This is a genomic window from Pedobacter sp. ASV28 (assembly GCF_016428855.1).
Lineage (GTDB): Bacteria > Bacteroidota > Bacteroidia > Sphingobacteriales > Sphingobacteriaceae > Pedobacter.
The window spans coordinates 25945-44011 of the sequence record NZ_JAELTN010000020.1; the positions used below are offsets into that span (position 1 = coordinate 25945).

Here is an 18067-nt window from a genome sequence, read left to right on the forward strand (position 1 = left end):
ATTGATTTTTTTAGTTCTTTAATTTAAAACGGTTTTCTATCATTCCCTTAAACTCACGACCTACAAAATCTGCATTGATCATATTAGAAGAAGAAACCGTGTTCGATGAAGTCTGTTTTGCAGCCATTACCGTTTTATCATTTGTAACGGTAGTGCCAGGTGCCAATACATCTAAAGCTTTTTTAAGATAGACATCATTTACATTACCAAAATCGTACATGATCGTTCCAGAAGGAACCTCAAACAAATCATAATCAGGTACCATGCCTGAATAGTAGCCACCTTGGCCTAAAGAATTTTTAGTTTCAAAAAGTGAGAAATATACATCATACCTATTCTCAATAGTAACAGGGAAAAAGCCTATCGGTTTACCATACGTTGTCTTGCCCACTAATTTAACATTCATGTGCGGTTTTAAGCTGTTAATTACCAATTCACTTGCAGATGCAGTATTACCAGATACAATAAAAACGATATTGCTCACATTCGCAAGCGCACCTTTTTTTGCAAAATTTACTGTATTTGAGGCTACCGAATAATTAACATTGGCATAGGTCAACATTGTTCCATTTGAATACCTGATTTTTCCATTGGCATCAAGCAAAGGCTGATTAGCCAATATTTTGGCATTTCCAGCTTGCATGGTGGCGTTGTAATATTCGCTAAACATCACCCCGCTTGCTGTTGAAGGGGCAATAAGATTGATCAGATGCTCGGCGGTACTTACATAACCTCCTCCATTGTACCTTAAGTCAACTACCAAATCAGTTACTCCACTGGTCGAAAACCCATCAAATATCGTATTCAGTTCATTTACAGAATTATCGGCATTTGAAAACCTGGCATAAGCTACATAACCAACTTTCTTTGTCCCTGCAGTAATCACCTTAGACTTATAGATCGGACTACTCTTAAAGACTGCTTTAGTTAAGGTAAGATTAAATGCAGTTCCCCCAGCTTTAATCCCCTCTAACGTAACTGTGGTACCAGATAGGGCTGTATTCAATGCTCCTACTTCCGAGTTATAGTCTGTACCATAACTTACGCCATTAATTTTCTTGATCACGTCTCCTCTTACAAACCCAGATTTTTCGGCAGGAGAATTCTGATAAACAGCTGTTACATAGACAATATAGTCAGAAGTAGATCCATATAATCCAAACCTGATGCCAAGATCATTACCATTTCCTTCTAAATCTACCGAAGAAACTTCATTTATCGAGGCTGTAGGGTTTTTATTGGTCTTATCAAAAATATAAGAGTATTTAGGTGACGTAGCACCAGTGGTCCATTCATAAGGGCTAGAATATTTTGTAATTTCCAGCAGTTCCTTATCATAATTTGCCTTATCTGTAGACAATCCACTATATTGCCTAGGGTTAAAGGCATCATATGTTGGCAATTTATCATTCCAATAATAGATTTCCTTGGCATAAAGAAAAATCGAATCTAAAGATAGTTGTTGTCTAGTGGCCGTACCTGTAGTTGGTGGCGTAACTACTGGAGGAGTGGTAACAGGGTCTACCTTGCTCTTTTTACAAGCTCCAATGGCCAAAACTGACATTATGGAGAATATTAAAAAATATCTTTTATTCATTTTATAAATTAATAAGCGTACTAATTAACGATTTTTTTTTCACAATATTTCTGTTACAGGAAAACAATCTATACCTAAATTTACGCTTTTTTCTTTAATTTGGTTTGGAGCAGTAACCATTGTGATGTCCTTTAAATCAACACCTTGCTCTTCTATCAGTTCTTCAATGAAACTTTTTGACGAGTTACCGTATTCTACCACAAAATGAACTTTCAGGTATTGTTCTAAACCATTCCATTCTATCTGTTTTATTTTATTCAGTTCTTCTGCCGGGTTTCCTTCCAACAAAAGGAGCAATTGCTTTCTATCGACTACTATTTCCTGCATGAGGGATAACAATTCCTTATAGAGCAATAGCTTCAATGGCAACCTAGCATTCTCATGTAAGAGGTTAAAGTTTCGCTCATATTTTTCAGCTATTCCAAATTGCTTCGCTGTCCTGGCATATATTCCATCTGCACCATGCTCTTCATATTCATTGCTCATAAATTCAATGATCTTTTTGGCATCAATCTGTTCTGAATAGGCCATAAATTCTGCAAAAAGATAGTAGACCTGCAATAGATAATCCTTCTTGGGATACAAAACATCGTCTAGGGTAAAAATGATTATTTTTTTGTTTTCTAGGTATTTATCAAATGACATAGAATAATTAAATTAAGGTACAAAACGGTAGATTAAATGACCATTGGCTCCAATACCTTCGTCTCAGGATCAAAGTAATAGGCCCCACTCCAGTAAAGCATTTTTCCTTTAGCCATCAATTCTTGGTCTGCCAAAGTATAAAAAATAGTTTCACCTCGGTCAAATACCATCCAATTTTGTCTAGATATTCCATTGGTCAAAAAATCGTCTGTTATTGTTGGAAGCAATAAACGTACCGCAAATTCTTCAAATAGTACCTTGGCCTTCGCAAGGGCGATTATTTCGAATTTATATAGAGGCAAAAGCAAAGATATGTTCTGATCTAGGCAAGTAGTTAATAAATTATGGGCAATAACTTCCCCATTTAGATCTCCAAGCCCAACAAAAGAATACAATTTGCTCTTGATCAGGGGCATTTCGCCATAATCGGCCATCAGAAGTTCATTGCCTTCAACCGCCCTACTTAATTTTAATGCTATTGACGATTTACCCCCGGTAATTAGAATTTTCAATATAATATAAATGATTTTTAATAGTTAAACAGACAAACCTAACCTATTAACCCATCTTTCATGGTAACTACCCTATTACTAATCTGTGCCAGTTCGTTATTGTGGGTTACGATGACAAAGGTTTGCTTAAAGTTGTCCCTTAAGTCGATAAACAATTGATGCAGGGCAAGGGCATTGGCCGAATCGAGATTACCCGACGGCTCGTCGGCCAATACAACAGCAGGCTTATTGATCAAAGCTCTTGCTACAGAAATGCGTTGTTGCTCTCCTCCTGAAAGTTGGTTAGGTTTGTGGTGTGCCCTATCTCTTAAACCGAACAGATCAAGTAGTTCAAAAGCTCTTTTTTCCGCTTCTTTTTTGCTTTTTTTAGCAATAAAGGCCGGAATACAAATATTTTCAATTGCAGAGAATTCTGGAAGAAGATGATGAAACTGAAAAACAAAACCAATATGCTGATTTCTGAACACGCTTAACAGTTCGCCAGAAAGCTTGCCAAGCTCCACTCCTTTCAAGCTTACACTCCCTTCATCAGCTTTGTCCAAGGAGCCCAAGATATGCAGCAAAGTACTTTTTCCCGCTCCCGAAGCACCTATAATGCTAACAATTTCAGCTTCGCCCACTTCAAAATCTACGCCCTTTAAAATGGGAAGGTTTCCATAAGCTTTTTTAATTCCTTTAGCAGTTAGCATGCCGCAAAGTTACGTAATTGTTAAATTGTTTTGAATAATCCCAAAAAAAATTTGGAAGTCGCTAATTCTTTAATAACTTTGAAATACAAAGCACTTTAAAAATGAACAATCAGCAAGAACATTTAAATGCATTGAAAGACATCAGAAATATGATGGACCGATCTTCTAGGTTTATATCCTTAAGTGGTCTTTCGGGTATTTTTGCTGGAGTAACAGCTCTGATAGGTGCTTACTTTGCACATGAAGAATTGAACAGGTACTTCAAGGGAGGATACGGCTATGGTATCGATCCGGAAATGGATATTGAATTTCAATTGCTAAAAATCGGATTGCTGGTACTGGTAGTTGCCATAGGTGGAGGTTTATTGTTCACCTATCGCCAAGGCAGAAAGCGGAAACTTCCCCTTTGGGACAAGACCAGCAGAAATTTATTGATCAATCTGTTTATTCCTTTGTTTAGCGGAGGCATTTTTATTATTGCCCTCTTACTCAACCACGAAAATTCAGGTGGCCTTATAGCACCTACTTCCTTGATATTTTATGGCCTTGCACTGATTAACGCCAGCAAGTATACTTATTCAGACATTAGGTTCCTTGGCCTATGCGAAATTGTGTTAGGCATAATTGCTCTTTTTAACATCGGTTATGGGCTATATTTCTGGGCCATAGGTTTTGGCCTGCTACATATATTATATGGTACCATCATGTACTTTAAATACGAGAAAAAGTAATACGTTTTAAGTTGTAAGTGATACGTAGTTCTTCCAAAAAACTAAAAAACAACAATAAAACTAAAGTTAACAAATGAAAAACCCAATAGGTTCACTAAATAAGATATTTGACAGCAGGATCAGGCTGGGGGTAATGTCTGTGCTTATTGTTAACGACAGCATGAGCTTCAATGAGCTTAAACAGTTATTGGAATTGACAGATGGCAACCTTGCCTCCCATTTAAACACACTTGAACAGGCGGCATACATAAAAATTCACAAAGCATTTATTGGCCGCAAGACCAACACCACCTATCATATTACCGAATTAGGAAAACAAGCTTTCAAGCAGCACTTAGATGCCCTGGAAAAAATGATAAAAGGCATTTAATTTTTTTTGCATTTAAACTTTGAAATACAAAGTACTTTATATTAATTTTAAACAACAAATCATGAAAACAGAAACAATGTTGGTCAATACCAGAAAACAAAAATCACCTAACACTTTTGCTATCATAGCCTTCCTATTAGCGATACCCTTAGTGGCCATGCAATTCTCCAATGAAGTAAATTGGAATGGCTTTGATTTTCTGGTAATGGGTACCCTTCTTCTTAGTACCAGCTTGTCGATAGCATTTATAAGCCGAAAAGTAAAATCAATCAAGTGGAGAATTGGTATTTCCATCGCCATGCTTATCCTATTATTTCTAATATGGGCGGAACTTGCCGTTGGCATTTTTGGCTTTCCAATAACCGGGAGCTAAGGTTTTTTTTTGAATTTAAACTTTGAAATACAAAGCACTTTAATAAAATGAAAGATATTAATGATGAACTGCTAATTGTTACTGTGGCAAAACAATGCGCCAGAATATCATTGTTTATTGGCACTAGCATTTTCTTACTATTTGCCATAAGTGGTGTTGGCGAAGTCATGATTTTAGGTGCTTTCTTTATTGGCCTGGCTATTTTTGCCAATGGACTGATTTTATTCATCTTATCGCTCCATCTGATTAACCACCGTGCTGCCTGGAGAAAAATTCTTCTGGCAGCAGTTCTCATGCTCAGCAACATTCCAATAGCCCTCTTTTTTGTGTGGCTATCTGTCCAAATATCCGATTTAAACCATATAAAATTATGAAACAACAAATTGATTATCGGCTGATCCTCATGGCAGTTGGTGGATTGATCTTCAATCTTCTATTTTGGAACGAGACCATCGGCTGCAACTTCGCCGTATTCTCCGTATTGGTGATGATTGTCACTTTTACAGACCGAGACATCCCCTACCATAACAACAAACTGATTACCGCCATAGGACATCTGGCCATTGCTTTCTATCTGATCTACGACAATTCAACTCTGGCCATTGTCACTTGGTTCATCACGATGCTGATATATTTGGGAAACGCCCATTTCGAGCTGCTAAAATCTACAGAAACAGCACTCATACTTGGCATACTACAAGCCATCAGTGGTCCTTATGGCATCATCAAAAAACTACAGCATACCAAGCTGGGGAAAGTAAATATAAGGCCTGTGATTAGACCAGTAAAGTATATTTTATTGCCATTTGTAATGGGAACCATTTTCTGTTTCCTATACAGCATTGCCAACCCCATTTTTGCAAAATACATCAACACTATCGCCAATAGCATCAGAGATTTATTTACGAGCATATTCAGTTTCTTTTTTATTGATATCAGTATTGAAAAATTGCTATTCATCCTGTTTGGATGTACGGTTACTGCCGGGATTATTGTAGGTATCAAAAGTAAATCCCTAACCGAGATAGAACTTGGCAACGAAGATCAGCTAAAGCGTAAACGTAGAGATTTAAAAAGGCCTTCTTTTGGTTACGAATTCCGTACACTATTGGCGGGTGGTTTAATCAAACGAAAAATGGCTTTGAAAACGGAAAACATCATTGGTGTGATTTCATTTGCCGCTTTAAACCTGCTGTTATTATTGCTAAACGGTATAGATGTAGCTACACTATGGCTCAACAAAACCATTGAAACCAATAAAAACTTTTCGGCAGAACTGCATGATGGCACTTACACCTTGATTTTCAGTATCGTTATTGCTATGCTCATCATTATTTTCTTTTTCAGCGGCAACCTTAATTTCTATCGAAAAAACAAATGGATTAAGCTGTTGGCCTATATATGGATGGCACAAAATATATTTTTGGTTGCTTCGGTATTCCACAGAGATTACGATTACATTTTTAACCATGGCCTTACCTACAAACGTATTGGTGTGTTGGTATTTGCTACACTTAGCTTAATTGGGCTCGTTACGGTATATCTGAAAGTGGCCAAACACAAAACTGCTTTTTACCTCTATCGTGTAAATTCAAAAATATGGTATGTGCTTTTAATCTTGTTAAGTTTTGTGAATTGGGACGTACTCATTGTAAGCTACAACATCAACCAATTAGATAAAATTGGAGTTGATGTAGACCATTTGATGGGTTTTTCTGATAAAACGCTTCCGCTATTAGCGCAAAATCGCACTGAGCTTGAACAACATGTAATGCAAACTGCAAAACATGAAATAATAGACAAACATGCTGTAGTGCCTGAACCCAACACCACTTTAGCCACAAAAAAAATAAGCAATGCCGAACTTGAGGCATTGTTGCTAAAGAAGGCCAAAGATGGTTTTAACCAGAGACTCGACCATAGAATTTCTTGGTTTTTAGAAAGGAAAGAAAATGTTCCATGGCTATCTTTTAGCTATCTGGAGTGGGAGGCTGTGCAATCCCTAAAAAGTAAACTTTAACCGATCCGCTCACCTCTTAAATTTTAGACAGCACAAATGAAAGACCTTACCGAAATAAAAATGGGCAGGATGTTAACCATTGGCTCTTTTGCTCTTGGCACAATCTTATTCTTGGCATACAGCCTCACCCAAAATGGAATTTTTGCCATCTTAGGACTTTACTACCTCATGGCCGTCATTCCAGCCAACCTTATTATACCGTTGGCTGTAATAGTCGGTGCATTCATAAATCGGGATAGATTTCCTGAATATGTACAAACTATAATATTGATGCTTTTAAATATACCTATTGCCCTATTCTATTTACGGCTTATTTAATTAAGACTGCCCATAATTTAAAACTAACTATATGCATAATTCTAAATACTGGGTGAACTATTTTTCACTTAACCTAAAGCAAAAACGCATAAATTGGGAGATTAAACCCGAACTGAACCCAACGGAAAGAAAAAGCATCCTAAGGTCTTTACAAGCTTGGCAACTTGGAGAGACTTCTGAAGGTTCGAATTTAATTAAAGCGGCTACAAAGTTTTCAAAAAAACTGCACGATGAACATTATGTTGAGGCGATAAAGCTATTTATCAAGGAAGAACAAAAACACGGAAACAATCTTGGGAACTATCTTGATTTAATTGGGGAGGAACGAATTAAGAAAAACTGGGGAGATAGCTTATTCAGAAAATTTCGGGGACTTTATACCGATATGGAGTTTTGGACCATAGCCGTAATTACCGTGGAAAGTGCAGCGCAAATATTTTATCAATGCTTAAAAGATGCCACCAATTGTAAGCTCCTAAAACAGATATGCACCGATATTTTAATAGATGAAGCCCCCCATATCTCTTTTCAAATTGAACGTCTGCATACCATTTTCAACCAGAAAAACAAATTAATGAAATATCTCACCTATAAATATTACCACGCTTTTTATTTCGCCACGGCCTTAGTGGTTTGGCAGGCACACCAAAAACTCTTTAAAGCGGGCGGGGTGAATTTCCAGAAGTATTGGAAAAAAATGAGTTTGAAATTTGAGAAAACGATCGAAAAATTAAAAGATCCTTCAGTTTCAGGTACTGCCAGCAAGCTTTGCCAATCTTAACTTATATGATGTTTATCAAATTGATAAACTAATGTAGTGTCCATTGTTAAATAAACCCGATTGTGTGAATCCCGATTTTTCATCGGGAGAAGCAAAAGCGGGACTTGCACTGCCAAGAATCACTTCCTTGAGTTTTCAAAAAACATAAAAACAAATAGGATTAAGGGGATCAACAATTTAACAATTCGTCCATTTAACCTTAAGAAGAAGTTAACCTTACGATTTCTTTACATTTAAATCTATTTTTCTATTGGCATAAAGCATTTGAAATTGTAGATTTGGGCAAATTTTTAATCAAATGAATATCCACGAATATCAAGGTAAACAAATTCTAAAGAGTTTTGGCGTTGCTATACAAGAAGGCATTGTTGCTGATACGGTTGACCAAGCTGTTGAGGCCGCTAAAAAAATGAAAACTGACTTTAACTCTGACTGGGTTGTGATTAAGGCACAAATCCACGCTGGTGGTAGAGGAAAAGGCGGCGGTGTGAAGTTGGCCAAAAATCTGGATGAAGTAAAGCAAAGAGCTACCGATATTTTGGGAATGCAGTTGGTTACACCACAAACTGGTGCTGAGGGTAAAAAGGTAAACAAAATTTTGGTTGCCCAAGATGTTTATTACCCAGGTCCATCGGAAACTAAGGAATTCTATGTGAGTGTACTTCTAGATCGTGCTACTGGCCGTAATATCATCATGTACAGTACCGAAGGTGGTATGGATATTGAGGAAGTGGCAGAACACACCCCACACTTGATTTTTAAAGAAGAAATTGACCCCAAAGTTGGCTTACAAGCTTTCCAAGCTCGCAAAATTGCTTTTAACTTAGGTTTAAGTGGTGCTGCACATAAAGAAATGGTGAAGTTTGTTTCTGCTCTATACAAAGCTTACGACCAAACCGACTCTGCAATGTTCGAGATTAACCCCGTATTAAAAACTAGCGATGATAAAATTATTGCGGTTGATGCGAAGGTTGATTTAGACGAGAATGCATTATACCGTCACCCTGATTATGCCGCAATGCGTGATAAACTGGAAGAAGACCCAACTGATGTTGAGGCTAGCGAAAGCAACCTAAACTACGTAAAGTTAGATGGTAACGTTGGCTGCATGGTTAATGGTGCTGGTTTAGCCATGGCCACCATGGATATCATTAAGCTTGCTGGTGGTGAGCCTGCCAACTTCTTAGACGTAGGCGGTACCGCTAACGCTACTACAGTTAAGGCTGGTTTCAATATCATTTTAAAAGACCCTAACGTTAAAGCTATCTTAATCAACATTTTTGGCGGTATTGTACGTTGCGACAGGGTTGCTCAAGGTGTAATTGATGCTTATCAAGAAATTGGCGACATCAGAGTACCAATTATTGTTCGTTTACAAGGAACCAATGCTGAAGAAGCTAAGAAATTAATAGACAATTCTGGTTTGAAAGTTTACTCTGCCATTCAGTTAAAAGAAGCGGCAGATCTAGTAACTGAAGTACTAGCTTAAGTCATCATTTTAAGGTATAGGAAAGCCAGCTTTTAAAAAGCTGGCTTTTCGTGTTTTTAGTCGTTTAGAGGCACACACAAGAAATCTATTTTAGGACACCAATTTTGTGGCCATTTGCTGCGATCTAGATGAAAAAGCGGCACATAGGTTGTAGTGAGATGGACAAAACCACCGACAGCCGATCATAATCAGAAAGATTTGCGTAGTTTTATTCTGTATACAAAATCTTAAAACCTCAAGTATGACCTACAATACCTCATTAGATAGCACGGCTAAAGGAGTAACGATAGGTGTCACCATATTATTCGCCTCGATTATTATAGGTCAGTATTCGATAATCAAAAATACAACACACACCACCCCGGTTTACACGAATATTTCACTACTCTTAATCTATTTCATTGCATTTGCATTTAGACCGATCAACTATAAGGTTTCAGCAGACCAACTTATTGTACACCGACTTTTTACAGATATAAAAATAGACCGAAATCATATTGAAAGTGTTGAACTACTGAACAAAGAAAAGCTTGGCTGGACCATCAGAACATTCGGGGTGGGTGGATTATTCGGCTATTATGGAAAATTTAACAGTTCGGCATATGGAAATATGACCTGGTATGCTACACGAAGGAACAAAACCGTCTTAATCAAAACAAGTAACAATAAGAACATTATTTTAACACCTGATGAGCCAGAAAAATTTGTAGAAAATCTTATCCCATAAAAAGCACTCTCACAGCATATGTATTTAACCTGATTTTAGATATATTTTCTATCTTTATTGGGTAAAAAATAGCCTTTTAGATCACACACGCCTGATTTCCCAACCTCATGCTGGGCAGTGGCAGTCCATTTTTTCGTTTTGTTTATTTTTTCAGCGGTTCTCAAGAAATACTTCGCCCTTTTTGAACGACCAAAAAGGAAACTGATACTTGCCGACTTCAAATTTTTACGGTAATAACAACAAGAGATGTATTGTCTACTATAAAATATAGTCGAAATAACCTAAGGCCCTGAATAACAAAAGCCAATCAAAACTGACTGGCTTTCTATAGGTTGTTTAGGTTTAGTTTAAAATTTTTTCAAGTCATTTTTCATGAAAAAGCTCTGGCCATCCAACCAGAGCTTTAATCAAACCAAATATAAATGTACTTTTTTGTATGAACACAACAAATATAAGACATATTTTTTTAATAAAAAACATTTTTTATATATTTTTTATTAAAAATTTACATTTAAAAACATAAATTCTACAAAAAACATAAAAAACAACAAAATAACAACACAAAAAACTTAAAAAAAATAAAAACTTAAAAAATTAAACACAAAAAACTTAAAAAAAACAAAAAATCAATAAATAAACATTAAAAAACCAAATAAAATATAAAATAACAAAAAAATATATCAAAAACACTTCAAAAACATAAACATAAAACACATGATTTATAATCTTATATTTGAACCGCACTCAGACCGCCTCTTACATGAACAAAAATGACTTATCAAATATCATCAAACCTGAAAATGAACGAGAAAGGATAAAAAAACTAAATTCATATGAAATTTTAGACACCCCTCCTGAAAACTCATTCGACAAAATAGCTCACTTGGCTTCAAAAATTTTCAACACACCTATCGCACAAGTCACATTTGTAGATGAGGACAGAACTTTTTTTAAGAGCAATATTAGTCCCCTAACAGCTTCAGAAATCAATAGAGCAGATAGCTTTTGCACAAAAACCATACTCAATAAGGAGATTACCTACTATAATGACCTCAAACTCGTACCAGAACTGGCAGAAAATCCCTTTGTAAAAATGCCAAATGGTGTAAGATTCTATGCTGGAGCACCTTTAAAAACCATAGAAGGGTACCAACTGGGAAGCGTATGCATTTTAGATACCGTACCCAGAGAAATTGACCCAAAGGAACTAAGGATGCTGGAAATTCTTTCTTCTATTGTTATTGATGAATTAGAGCTCAGGATCACTACCAGAAAGGCATTAAGAACACAAATTGATTTCATGAACAGAGTGGTACATGACCTAAAAAATCCAAATACAGCTATTTCCGTTACCGCCGAACTACTCAAAAAAAAGGCCAACCAACCAGATATAGTGCATAAATTTGCCGATCGAATTAAAAACTCTGCCAATAACGTGCTCAACAGCCTGAACCATCTTTTAGACCTGTCTCAATTAGAAAATGAAGAATTTAGGTTAAGTTTAGAAGAAAGCGATTTATCGGAACTACTCCATACTGTTAAAACCAATTTTGAATTTATCGCACTTGAAAAGAAGCAAAAAATCCATATCGATTGTCAAATCCAACGATTGATATGGATAGACAAACAAAGGTTACAAGAAGCCATTACCAACCTGCTATCAAATGCACTCAAATATTCAAACCCATCATCCAGGGTGTATATCGCAGCAAAAATAATCGATAATCAAGTGGTCATAGAAGTAAAAGATGAAGGCCAGGGATTAAGGGAGGATGAAATACCTAAACTATTTGTAAAGTTTGCCAAACTTAGCGCTATTCCTACCGGAAGAGAGTATTCTAATGGCCTTGGGCTTTCTATTGTAAAAATACTAGTGGAAATGCACAAGGGAAAAGTGTGGGCAAAAAGTTATGGCAAGAATAAAGGCTGCTCTTTTTTCATTGCTCTGCCCTTATAAATTCTTCTTGTTCAAATTGAAAGAAACCACAAATGTACTTCCCATAGCCTCATTTGCCTCGTACCATATCCTACCCCCTTGTAGTTCTACAAATTCTTTGCACAGCAGGAGCCCCAAGCCAACTCCTTTTTCATTATTGGTGCCAAATGTAGACAAAGCCCTAAGTTTAAAAAGGCTATCTTGCTCTATCTTAGTAATACCTAACCCATTATCTTTAACTTTAATAAAACAGGTCTCCATATTTTTTTCTGTATAAATCCATACTTTCCCACCTTCTGGCGTAAACTTAATGGCATTGTTCACCAAGTTTCGAATTACAATTTGGAACATATTCAAATCGGCCTCTATCAGCAGTTCATCTTCAGCATCTATCTGGATATCAATTTTCTTTTTTAGGGCAATATTTGTTTCCAGACTCAGACCTTTCATCAGCTCTCCTTTCACATTGACAGGCACCAGATCAACCCTGGCCCCATCCAACTGCGACTTAGACCAGGCCAGCACATTTGCCAACATTTCAGACGTATCTTTGGTCACTTGGAGCAACCGATGTTTAATCTGTTTATTTTCCTGCTCTGTCATATCTGTTTCTGCCAACACTTCCAAATAACCAAGAATAGAACTTAATGGCGATCTAATATCATGCGCTACAATAGAAAATAACTTGGCTTTCTCCGAGTTTAGCTTTTCCAGCTCCCTATTTTGCTCCAAGATCTTAAAGCTCTGTTCCTGTATCTCCATATTTTTTTGGAACACAATCTTTCGCTCATGGTCATAATTACGCCTGATAAAACTGATGGTAAAATAAATCAGCAGCGCAGCTACAAAATAAGTTACGGCAAAATCTATTGTTTTAGACAGGCTACTCGTGTAGGCATTTGGAATGACATTGGGATAAAGGTGCTCAAAGGTCAAAACACCAAACACAATAACCAGGTTAAAGGGAATCCAGATTTTAAATTGCTCTTTGGGAACCACCACCACGGTAATGAGCAACACTAGGCAAAACAACACCAGATTAGGGCCAAAAATTCCCGAATTATAAAAATAATTAAGAAGGAAGGTCAGGTTGGCCACAATTCCCAATGCGTAGATGGCAAGTGTGGTTTTTCTCTTATATCTTGACAAATAATAAAGCATAGCAGAGAAAGCTGTACCAAAAACACAAATCAAGGCCACGGTTTTTAATCCTATATAATAATTAAAGGGGATCTCTAAAAACAGTGCTACAATAGCAATGACACAAAAAGTATTAAAAATTCTTTCTTCTAATGAAAATTTTTGCGGATTGCCAATAATAAAATTACCACTTAACCACTTACTTAATTTTGCCACAAAATAATTCCGGATAATAATGAACAAACATACTTATTTCATCTAAATTAAAGCATAGATAGTACAGATAATTTTATACCATTATAGCTATATTTATTTATTAAATCGTTATTTTTGCGGCTTTTACATAACAACAATCATGATAAAGAGACAACAAATTAAGGATTTATTAAAATCGACGGCATTTAACACCGAAGTATTGGTTATGGGATGGGTAAGAACCTTCCGTAATAATCAATTTGTAGCATTAAATGATGGATCTTGCATGGGCAATATCCAAGTAGTGGTTGATTTTAATAATACGCCAGAGCATTTGTTGAAAAGAATTACTACTGGAGCAGCCATTTCTGTAAAGGGCATCCTTATAGAATCCTTGGGTAAAGGCCAGACAGTTGAAATAAAAGCCATTGAAGTGCAGATTTTGGGTGATAGCGACCCTGAAAAATTTCCTTTACAGCCTAAAAAACATAGTTTAGAATTTTTGAGGGAAATTGCCCACCTACGTTTTAGAACCAATACTTTTAATGCTGTTTTCAAAGTGCGTCATGCCTTAGCATTTGCTATCCATCAGTTTTATAACGAACGTGGCTTTGTTTACATGCATACGCCGGTGATTACGGCCAGCGATGCAGAAGGTGCCGGCGAAATGTTCAAGGTAACTACTTTAGATTTTGACCATACCCCTCGAACCGAAGATGGACAAGTTGACTTTAAGGAAGATTTCTTCGGTCGTGCAACTAACTTAACCGTTTCTGGTCAGTTAGAAGGCGAATTGGCCGCTATGGCTTTTGGCCAGATCTACACTTTCGGACCTACTTTCAGGGCAGAAAACTCAAATACCACCCGACATTTGGCCGAATTTTGGATGATCGAACCAGAGGTCGCTTTTGCCGATTTGGAGAACAATATGCAATTGGCCGAAGACATGATGAAGTACGTGATCAGCTATGCCAAGGAAAACTGTAAGGAAGAACTGGACTTTTTAAACAACAGACTAGCCGAGGAAGAGAAACAAAAGCCCCAAAATGAGCGTAGCGAATTTTCTCTTTTAGAGAAGTTAGATTTCTGTTTGACCAACGAGTTTCAACGCTTAACCTACACAGAAGCCATCGACATCTTAAGGGCCTCGAAGCCTAACCAAAAGAAACAGTTCAAATACTTGATTGATGGTTGGGGTGCAGATCTACAGTCGGAACATGAGCGCTACTTGGTAGAGAAGCACTTCAAAAAACCAGTTATTTTAACCGATTATCCTAAAGATATCAAATCGTTCTACATGCGATTGAATGACGATGGCAAAACTGTTGCAGCTATGGATATCTTGTTTCCTGGTATTGGCGAGATGATAGGTGGCTCGCAGCGTGAGGAACGCTTAGATGTACTAAAACAACGCATGGATGAAATGAACGTACCACAAGAGGAATTATGGTGGTACTTAGATACCCGCCGTTTTGGTTCTGCACCACATGCTGGCTTTGGCTTGGGTTTCGAACGGTTAGTGCTTTTTGTTACCGGAATGACCAACATCCGTGATGTAATCGCCTTCCCTCGTTTCCCTAAAAGTGCAGAGTTTTAATTTTGCAATAAGGACGAACAAGTAAGTAATAAAGACCTTAACAAAAGCCCCGAAAAATTCGGGGCTTTTGCTTTTTACTGCATAAAGTTCTTATTCCGTAGAGAAAATTTCCTCTAGTTTTCTCGTCAATTCTTTGCCTCTTAAATCTTTAGCAATGATTTTACCAGAAGGATCTATTAAAAAACTTGCAGGAATACCCCTAATACCATAAGATTTGGCCACTTCATTCTCCCATCCTTTTAGATCCGAAAGTAAGTTTGTCATCTTTAATGGCCTCTATCCACCTTGTTTGCTGTCCAGGCTGGTCTAGTGAAACTCCAAGAATTTCAAAACCTTTATTTTTATATTTATCATAAGCCTGCACCAAATTGGGATTTTCTTCCCCACAAGGTCCACACCAACTCGCCCAAAAATCAATAAAAACGTACTTGCCCCTAAAACTAGACAATTTAACAAGTTTTCCCTCTGGAGTATTTTGCTCAAAATCTAATGCCATTGCTCCTACCTGGGTATTTTTAGTAGCCGCTAAAAACGGGGGAATACCTTTGCCAATGGAACTGTTTTTTAAGTTTTCTGGCACTACAGCATACAATTTCCCAGCTTCTTTCACCATTTCTGGCTGTGCGGCAACATGGGCTAAACTTATTAAACCAATAATAAGAATTGATATACTTTTTCGCAAAGGCTAAATGCACTTGATAAGATTCCTTAGCAAGTTGTTCTTCCCTTACAATAAAACTGACGAGGACTAATGAGTCTTTCTGTTTTTCCTCGGGCAACACATCGTATTCTTTCTTTAAAGATGCTGATTTTTCATTGTTGTTTTTTAACATGGCTTTTAAATCAGCGTATGCAATATTGGCAGAAGATCCTTTTATTGAAATATTCTTTAGCGAATCTACAGCTTCCATCTTCATTTTTACAGGCTCCAAATAGAAAATCAAATAATCCATTTTTTCGCCTTTGGCCAACTTAACAACATAAGGGTTTTTATGTAAGAACATTCTAGCTATTACTGGATATTTGATTGCTCCCTTAAAAACTAAACTGTCCATTATTGACTACCGCAGAATCAGTAATTTGACGGCTACCATCTGGATATACAAGAAAAACCTTGTTGCCATCTTCAGTTGTTTAACAGTAGTATTTATAGCATATTGTTCTTGTGCCGTAGCAAATAGCGGACATAATATCACCATCAAATAAAATAGTTTCTTCATTTTACTTTATTCATGATAAGGATTAGCTGTTTGATAATCTACCTCTGTCACTTTATAATCTGTAGGCAGGAAACTAGCCGAAGTGCTCAATGCCATTCCCAGTTCAAAACGGGAAGGATATGGGGTCTTCAACAGACAACCTTCTGGAATATAAGGATAGGTTTCGCGATAATTTTGTATGACATTCGGACTAACCCTTCGGTTGATATAAGCTCTGGTAAGCTGGCCTGGCTCTTTTAAGCCTGCTGCCCCCAACAGCTCTACCGCACTAGCCACCGTTAAATTATGAAAATTCTTTACCCTAACCTTTTTATCTTCAACGACCAAGCCTTTCATCAAACTGGCATCTTGGGTTGCTACACCAGTTGGGCAGGTATTACTATTACATTCTAAAGCCTGAATACAGCCTAATGCAAACATCATTCCACGGGCTGCATTACACATATCAGCACCCAAGGCTATATTTTTCACCAAGTCGAAACCAGTGGCCACTTTACCAGATGCGATAATTTTGATATGTTTTTTCAGATCAAAACCCACCAATACATCATATACAAATGCTACAGCGTCTCGCAAAGGCATCCCTACCGAATTGGAAAATTCCTGTGGGGCCGCTCCAGTGCCACCCTCTCCACCATCAACAGTGATAAAATCTGGATAGATGCCGGTCTCTATCATCGCTTTACAAATCGCAAAAAATTCGCTTTTACGACCTATGCAAAGTTTAAATCCTACCGGTTTACCTCCCGACAAATCCCTCAGCTTCTGGATGAACCTCATCATCTCTATGGGGGTAGAGAAAGCAGAATGTGCTGGAGGAGATAATACATCCTTACCTTCTGGCACCAAACGAATGCGTGCTACTTCGGCAGTTACCTTCTTAGCAGGCAGCATTCCGCCATGTCCAGGCTTTGCCCCCTGCGAAAGTTTAACTTCGATCATTTTGACCTGATCGGTATGTGCTCTTTCTCCAAAAGCCTCACCATTAAAGGTTCCGTCTATATTTCTACAACCAAAGTAGCCAGTTCCAATTTGCCAGATCAAATCTCCTCCCATTTGACTATGGTAATCACTAATTCCTCCTTCTCCAGTATTATGGGCAAAACCACCTAGTTTGGCTCCAGCGTTCAAAGCCAATATGGCATTCTGGCTCAATGAACCAAAGCTCATTGCCGATATGTTATAAATGCTGGCCGAATATGGTTGTTTACACTCGGGGCCACCTACTAATACTCTTGGATGTAAATTTAAGTCATGATGGCTGATGGCCATAATACTATGGCTTAACCATTCGTAACCATTTTCGTAAACATTAAGCTGCGTTCCAAACGGAATGGTATCCAGCTCCTTTTTTGCCCTCTGATAAATCAAAGAACGATTTAAACGATTATAAGGTGTGCCATTGGTGTCGCTTTCTACAAAATACTGGTACACTTTTGGCCTAAGCTCTTCCATGAAATACCTTAACCTGCCAAAAACAGGATAATTTCTCACTATACTATGTTTAGGCTGGTACAAGTCATAAATCCCTAATATTACAAATGGACCAGTAAAGATGAATGTCCACCATAAAAATGGATGATAAAGTCCTAACATTACCGTAAATGCAATCAAAAAAGCGGCAATTGCAACAAATGCTTTTCTCATTTCAAATTATATTTTAACACCAAAATCTGTTTTTTGCTAATGTAGCAATTATAAATTATGATCCTAAAACAACTCCCGTT

20 protein-coding genes are annotated in these 18067 nt (G+C 37.3%); 11 read left to right on the forward strand and 9 right to left on the reverse strand.

Annotated elements, in window-relative coordinates:
- Positions 1–10: 10 nt before the first annotated feature.
- The 4 genes from JHD79_RS09330 to JHD79_RS09345 are packed head-to-tail and all read right to left on the reverse strand — an operon-like array spanning position 11 to position 3443.
- Complete coding sequence (locus tag JHD79_RS09330) at positions 11–1597, reverse strand: S41 family peptidase (RefSeq protein ID WP_199118962.1); 1587 nt, start codon at positions 1595–1597, stop codon at positions 11–13.
- Positions 1598–1636: 39 nt separating this feature from the next.
- On the reverse strand, positions 1637–2242 hold the full coding sequence (locus tag JHD79_RS09335; protein WP_199118963.1) for a haloacid dehalogenase: 606 nt from the start codon (positions 2240–2242) through the stop codon (positions 1637–1639).
- Positions 2243–2274: 32 nt separating this feature from the next.
- Positions 2275–2754, reverse strand: coding sequence for a hypothetical protein (locus JHD79_RS09340; protein ID WP_199118964.1), 480 nt, complete (start codon positions 2752–2754; stop codon positions 2275–2277).
- A 38-nt stretch (positions 2755–2792) separates the two neighbouring features.
- Entirely contained in the window at positions 2793–3443 is a 651-nt protein-coding gene (locus tag JHD79_RS09345) for an ABC transporter ATP-binding protein (RefSeq protein ID WP_199118965.1), read from the reverse strand.
- A 101-nt stretch (positions 3444–3544) separates the two neighbouring features.
- Here JHD79_RS09345 and JHD79_RS09350 point away from each other — a divergent pair, with 101 nt between their 5' ends.
- The 10 genes from JHD79_RS09350 (at position 3545) to JHD79_RS09395 (ending at position 12209) form a co-directional block, all read left to right on the forward strand.
- The gene (locus JHD79_RS09350; RefSeq protein WP_199118966.1) at positions 3545–4174 is read left to right on the forward strand and encodes a hypothetical protein; all 630 of its coding nucleotides are present in this window, start codon (positions 3545–3547) and stop codon (positions 4172–4174) included.
- 73 nt (positions 4175–4247) lie between these two features.
- The gene (locus JHD79_RS09355; RefSeq protein WP_199118967.1) at positions 4248–4544 is read left to right on the forward strand and encodes a transcriptional regulator; all 297 of its coding nucleotides are present in this window, start codon (positions 4248–4250) and stop codon (positions 4542–4544) included.
- 61 nt (positions 4545–4605) lie between these two features.
- Complete coding sequence (locus JHD79_RS09360) at positions 4606–4917, forward strand: hypothetical protein (protein WP_199118968.1); 312 nt, start codon at positions 4606–4608, stop codon at positions 4915–4917.
- Between the two features lie 47 nt (positions 4918–4964).
- Complete coding sequence (locus JHD79_RS09365; RefSeq protein WP_199118969.1) at positions 4965–5291, forward strand: hypothetical protein; 327 nt, start codon at positions 4965–4967, stop codon at positions 5289–5291.
- Positions 5288–6937 (forward strand): DUF4173 domain-containing protein, encoded by a 1650-nt coding sequence (locus JHD79_RS09370; protein ID WP_199118970.1) that lies wholly within the window; start codon positions 5288–5290, stop codon positions 6935–6937. The genes JHD79_RS09365 and JHD79_RS09370 overlap by 4 nt, the downstream gene beginning before the upstream one ends.
- 36 nt (positions 6938–6973) lie before the next feature.
- The gene (locus JHD79_RS09375; protein WP_199118971.1) at positions 6974–7255 is read left to right on the forward strand and encodes a hypothetical protein; all 282 of its coding nucleotides are present in this window, start codon (positions 6974–6976) and stop codon (positions 7253–7255) included.
- Positions 7256–7286: 31 nt separating this feature from the next.
- Positions 7287–8036: a ferritin-like domain-containing protein gene (locus tag JHD79_RS09380; protein WP_199118972.1), complete on the forward strand. Its 750-nt coding sequence runs from the start codon at positions 7287–7289 to the stop codon at positions 8034–8036.
- Between the two features lie 298 nt (positions 8037–8334).
- Positions 8335–9525: an ADP-forming succinate--CoA ligase subunit beta gene (gene sucC, locus JHD79_RS09385; protein ID WP_199118973.1), complete on the forward strand. Its 1191-nt coding sequence runs from the start codon at positions 8335–8337 to the stop codon at positions 9523–9525.
- Positions 9526–9766: 241 nt separating this feature from the next.
- Positions 9767–10252: a PH domain-containing protein gene (locus tag JHD79_RS09390; protein ID WP_199118974.1), complete on the forward strand. Its 486-nt coding sequence runs from the start codon at positions 9767–9769 to the stop codon at positions 10250–10252.
- 760 nt (positions 10253–11012) lie between these two features.
- Positions 11013–12209, forward strand: a complete 1197-nt coding sequence (locus tag JHD79_RS09395) for a GAF domain-containing sensor histidine kinase (protein WP_199118975.1) — start codon at positions 11013–11015, stop codon at positions 12207–12209.
- Here the strand turns inward: JHD79_RS09395 and JHD79_RS23150 are convergent.
- Positions 12204–13544, reverse strand: coding sequence for an ATP-binding protein (locus JHD79_RS23150; RefSeq protein ID WP_199118976.1), 1341 nt, complete (start codon positions 13542–13544; stop codon positions 12204–12206). The genes JHD79_RS09395 and JHD79_RS23150 overlap by 6 nt on opposite strands.
- A gap of 139 nt (positions 13545–13683) precedes the next feature.
- Here JHD79_RS23150 and asnS point away from each other — a divergent pair, with 139 nt between their 5' ends.
- A complete protein-coding gene (gene asnS / locus JHD79_RS09405) occupies positions 13684–15120 on the forward strand; it encodes an asparagine--tRNA ligase (RefSeq protein ID WP_199118977.1) in 1437 nt (478 codons plus the stop codon).
- A gap of 90 nt (positions 15121–15210) precedes the next feature.
- On the opposite strand, the gene JHD79_RS09410 is transcribed toward asnS, so the two are convergent.
- The 4 genes from JHD79_RS09410 to JHD79_RS09430 all read right to left on the reverse strand — a co-directional run bounded on the left by JHD79_RS09410 (position 15211) and on the right by JHD79_RS09430 (position 17987).
- Positions 15211–15384 carry a peroxiredoxin gene (locus JHD79_RS09410; RefSeq protein ID WP_199118978.1) on the reverse strand — a complete coding sequence of 58 codons (174 nt, stop codon included), beginning with the start codon at positions 15382–15384 and terminating at the stop codon, positions 15211–15213.
- A complete protein-coding gene (locus tag JHD79_RS23155) occupies positions 15344–15733 on the reverse strand; it encodes a peroxiredoxin family protein (RefSeq protein ID WP_370583315.1) in 390 nt (129 codons plus the stop codon). The genes JHD79_RS09410 and JHD79_RS23155 overlap by 41 nt, the downstream gene beginning before the upstream one ends.
- A complete protein-coding gene (locus JHD79_RS09420; protein WP_199118980.1) occupies positions 15636–16175 on the reverse strand; it encodes a DUF4369 domain-containing protein in 540 nt (179 codons plus the stop codon). The genes JHD79_RS23155 and JHD79_RS09420 overlap by 98 nt, the downstream gene beginning before the upstream one ends.
- 171 nt (positions 16176–16346) lie before the next feature.
- Positions 16347–17987, reverse strand: coding sequence for an FMN-binding glutamate synthase family protein (locus tag JHD79_RS09430; protein WP_199118981.1), 1641 nt, complete (start codon positions 17985–17987; stop codon positions 16347–16349).
- Positions 17988–18067 lie beyond the last annotated feature (80 nt).

Excerpts from the sequence above, each read along its gene's own strand:
- JHD79_RS09330 (WP_199118962.1), bottom strand. The coding sequence starts at position 1,597 with ATGAATAAAAGATATTTTTTAATATTCTCCATAATGTCAGTTTTGGCC.
- JHD79_RS09335 (WP_199118963.1), bottom strand. The coding sequence starts at position 2,242 with ATGTCATTTGATAAATACCTAGAAAACAAAAAAATAATCATTTTTACC.
- JHD79_RS09345 (WP_199118965.1), bottom strand. The coding sequence starts at position 3,443 with ATGCTAACTGCTAAAGGAATTAAAAAAGCTTATGGAAACCTTCCCATT.
- JHD79_RS09350 (WP_199118966.1), top strand. The coding sequence starts at position 3,545 with ATGAACAATCAGCAAGAACATTTAAATGCATTGAAAGACATCAGAAAT.
- JHD79_RS09355 (WP_199118967.1), top strand. The coding sequence starts at position 4,248 with ATGAAAAACCCAATAGGTTCACTAAATAAGATATTTGACAGCAGGATC.
- JHD79_RS09360 (WP_199118968.1), top strand. The coding sequence starts at position 4,606 with ATGAAAACAGAAACAATGTTGGTCAATACCAGAAAACAAAAATCACCT.
- JHD79_RS09365 (WP_199118969.1), top strand. The coding sequence starts at position 4,965 with ATGAAAGATATTAATGATGAACTGCTAATTGTTACTGTGGCAAAACAA.
- JHD79_RS09370 (WP_199118970.1), top strand. The coding sequence starts at position 5,288 with ATGAAACAACAAATTGATTATCGGCTGATCCTCATGGCAGTTGGTGGA.
- JHD79_RS09375 (WP_199118971.1), top strand. The coding sequence starts at position 6,974 with ATGAAAGACCTTACCGAAATAAAAATGGGCAGGATGTTAACCATTGGC.
- JHD79_RS09380 (WP_199118972.1), top strand. The coding sequence starts at position 7,287 with ATGCATAATTCTAAATACTGGGTGAACTATTTTTCACTTAACCTAAAG.
- sucC (WP_199118973.1), top strand. The coding sequence starts at position 8,335 with ATGAATATCCACGAATATCAAGGTAAACAAATTCTAAAGAGTTTTGGC.
- JHD79_RS09390 (WP_199118974.1), top strand. The coding sequence starts at position 9,767 with ATGACCTACAATACCTCATTAGATAGCACGGCTAAAGGAGTAACGATA.
- JHD79_RS09395 (WP_199118975.1), top strand. The coding sequence starts at position 11,013 with ATGAACAAAAATGACTTATCAAATATCATCAAACCTGAAAATGAACGA.
- asnS (WP_199118977.1), top strand. The coding sequence starts at position 13,684 with ATGATAAAGAGACAACAAATTAAGGATTTATTAAAATCGACGGCATTT.
- JHD79_RS09410 (WP_199118978.1), bottom strand. The coding sequence starts at position 15,384 with ATGACAAACTTACTTTCGGATCTAAAAGGATGGGAGAATGAAGTGGCC.
- JHD79_RS23155 (WP_370583315.1), bottom strand. The coding sequence starts at position 15,733 with ATGGTGAAAGAAGCTGGGAAATTGTATGCTGTAGTGCCAGAAAACTTA.
- JHD79_RS09420 (WP_199118980.1), bottom strand. The coding sequence starts at position 16,175 with ATGGACAGTTTAGTTTTTAAGGGAGCAATCAAATATCCAGTAATAGCT.
- JHD79_RS09430 (WP_199118981.1), bottom strand. The coding sequence starts at position 17,987 with ATGAGAAAAGCATTTGTTGCAATTGCCGCTTTTTTGATTGCATTTACG.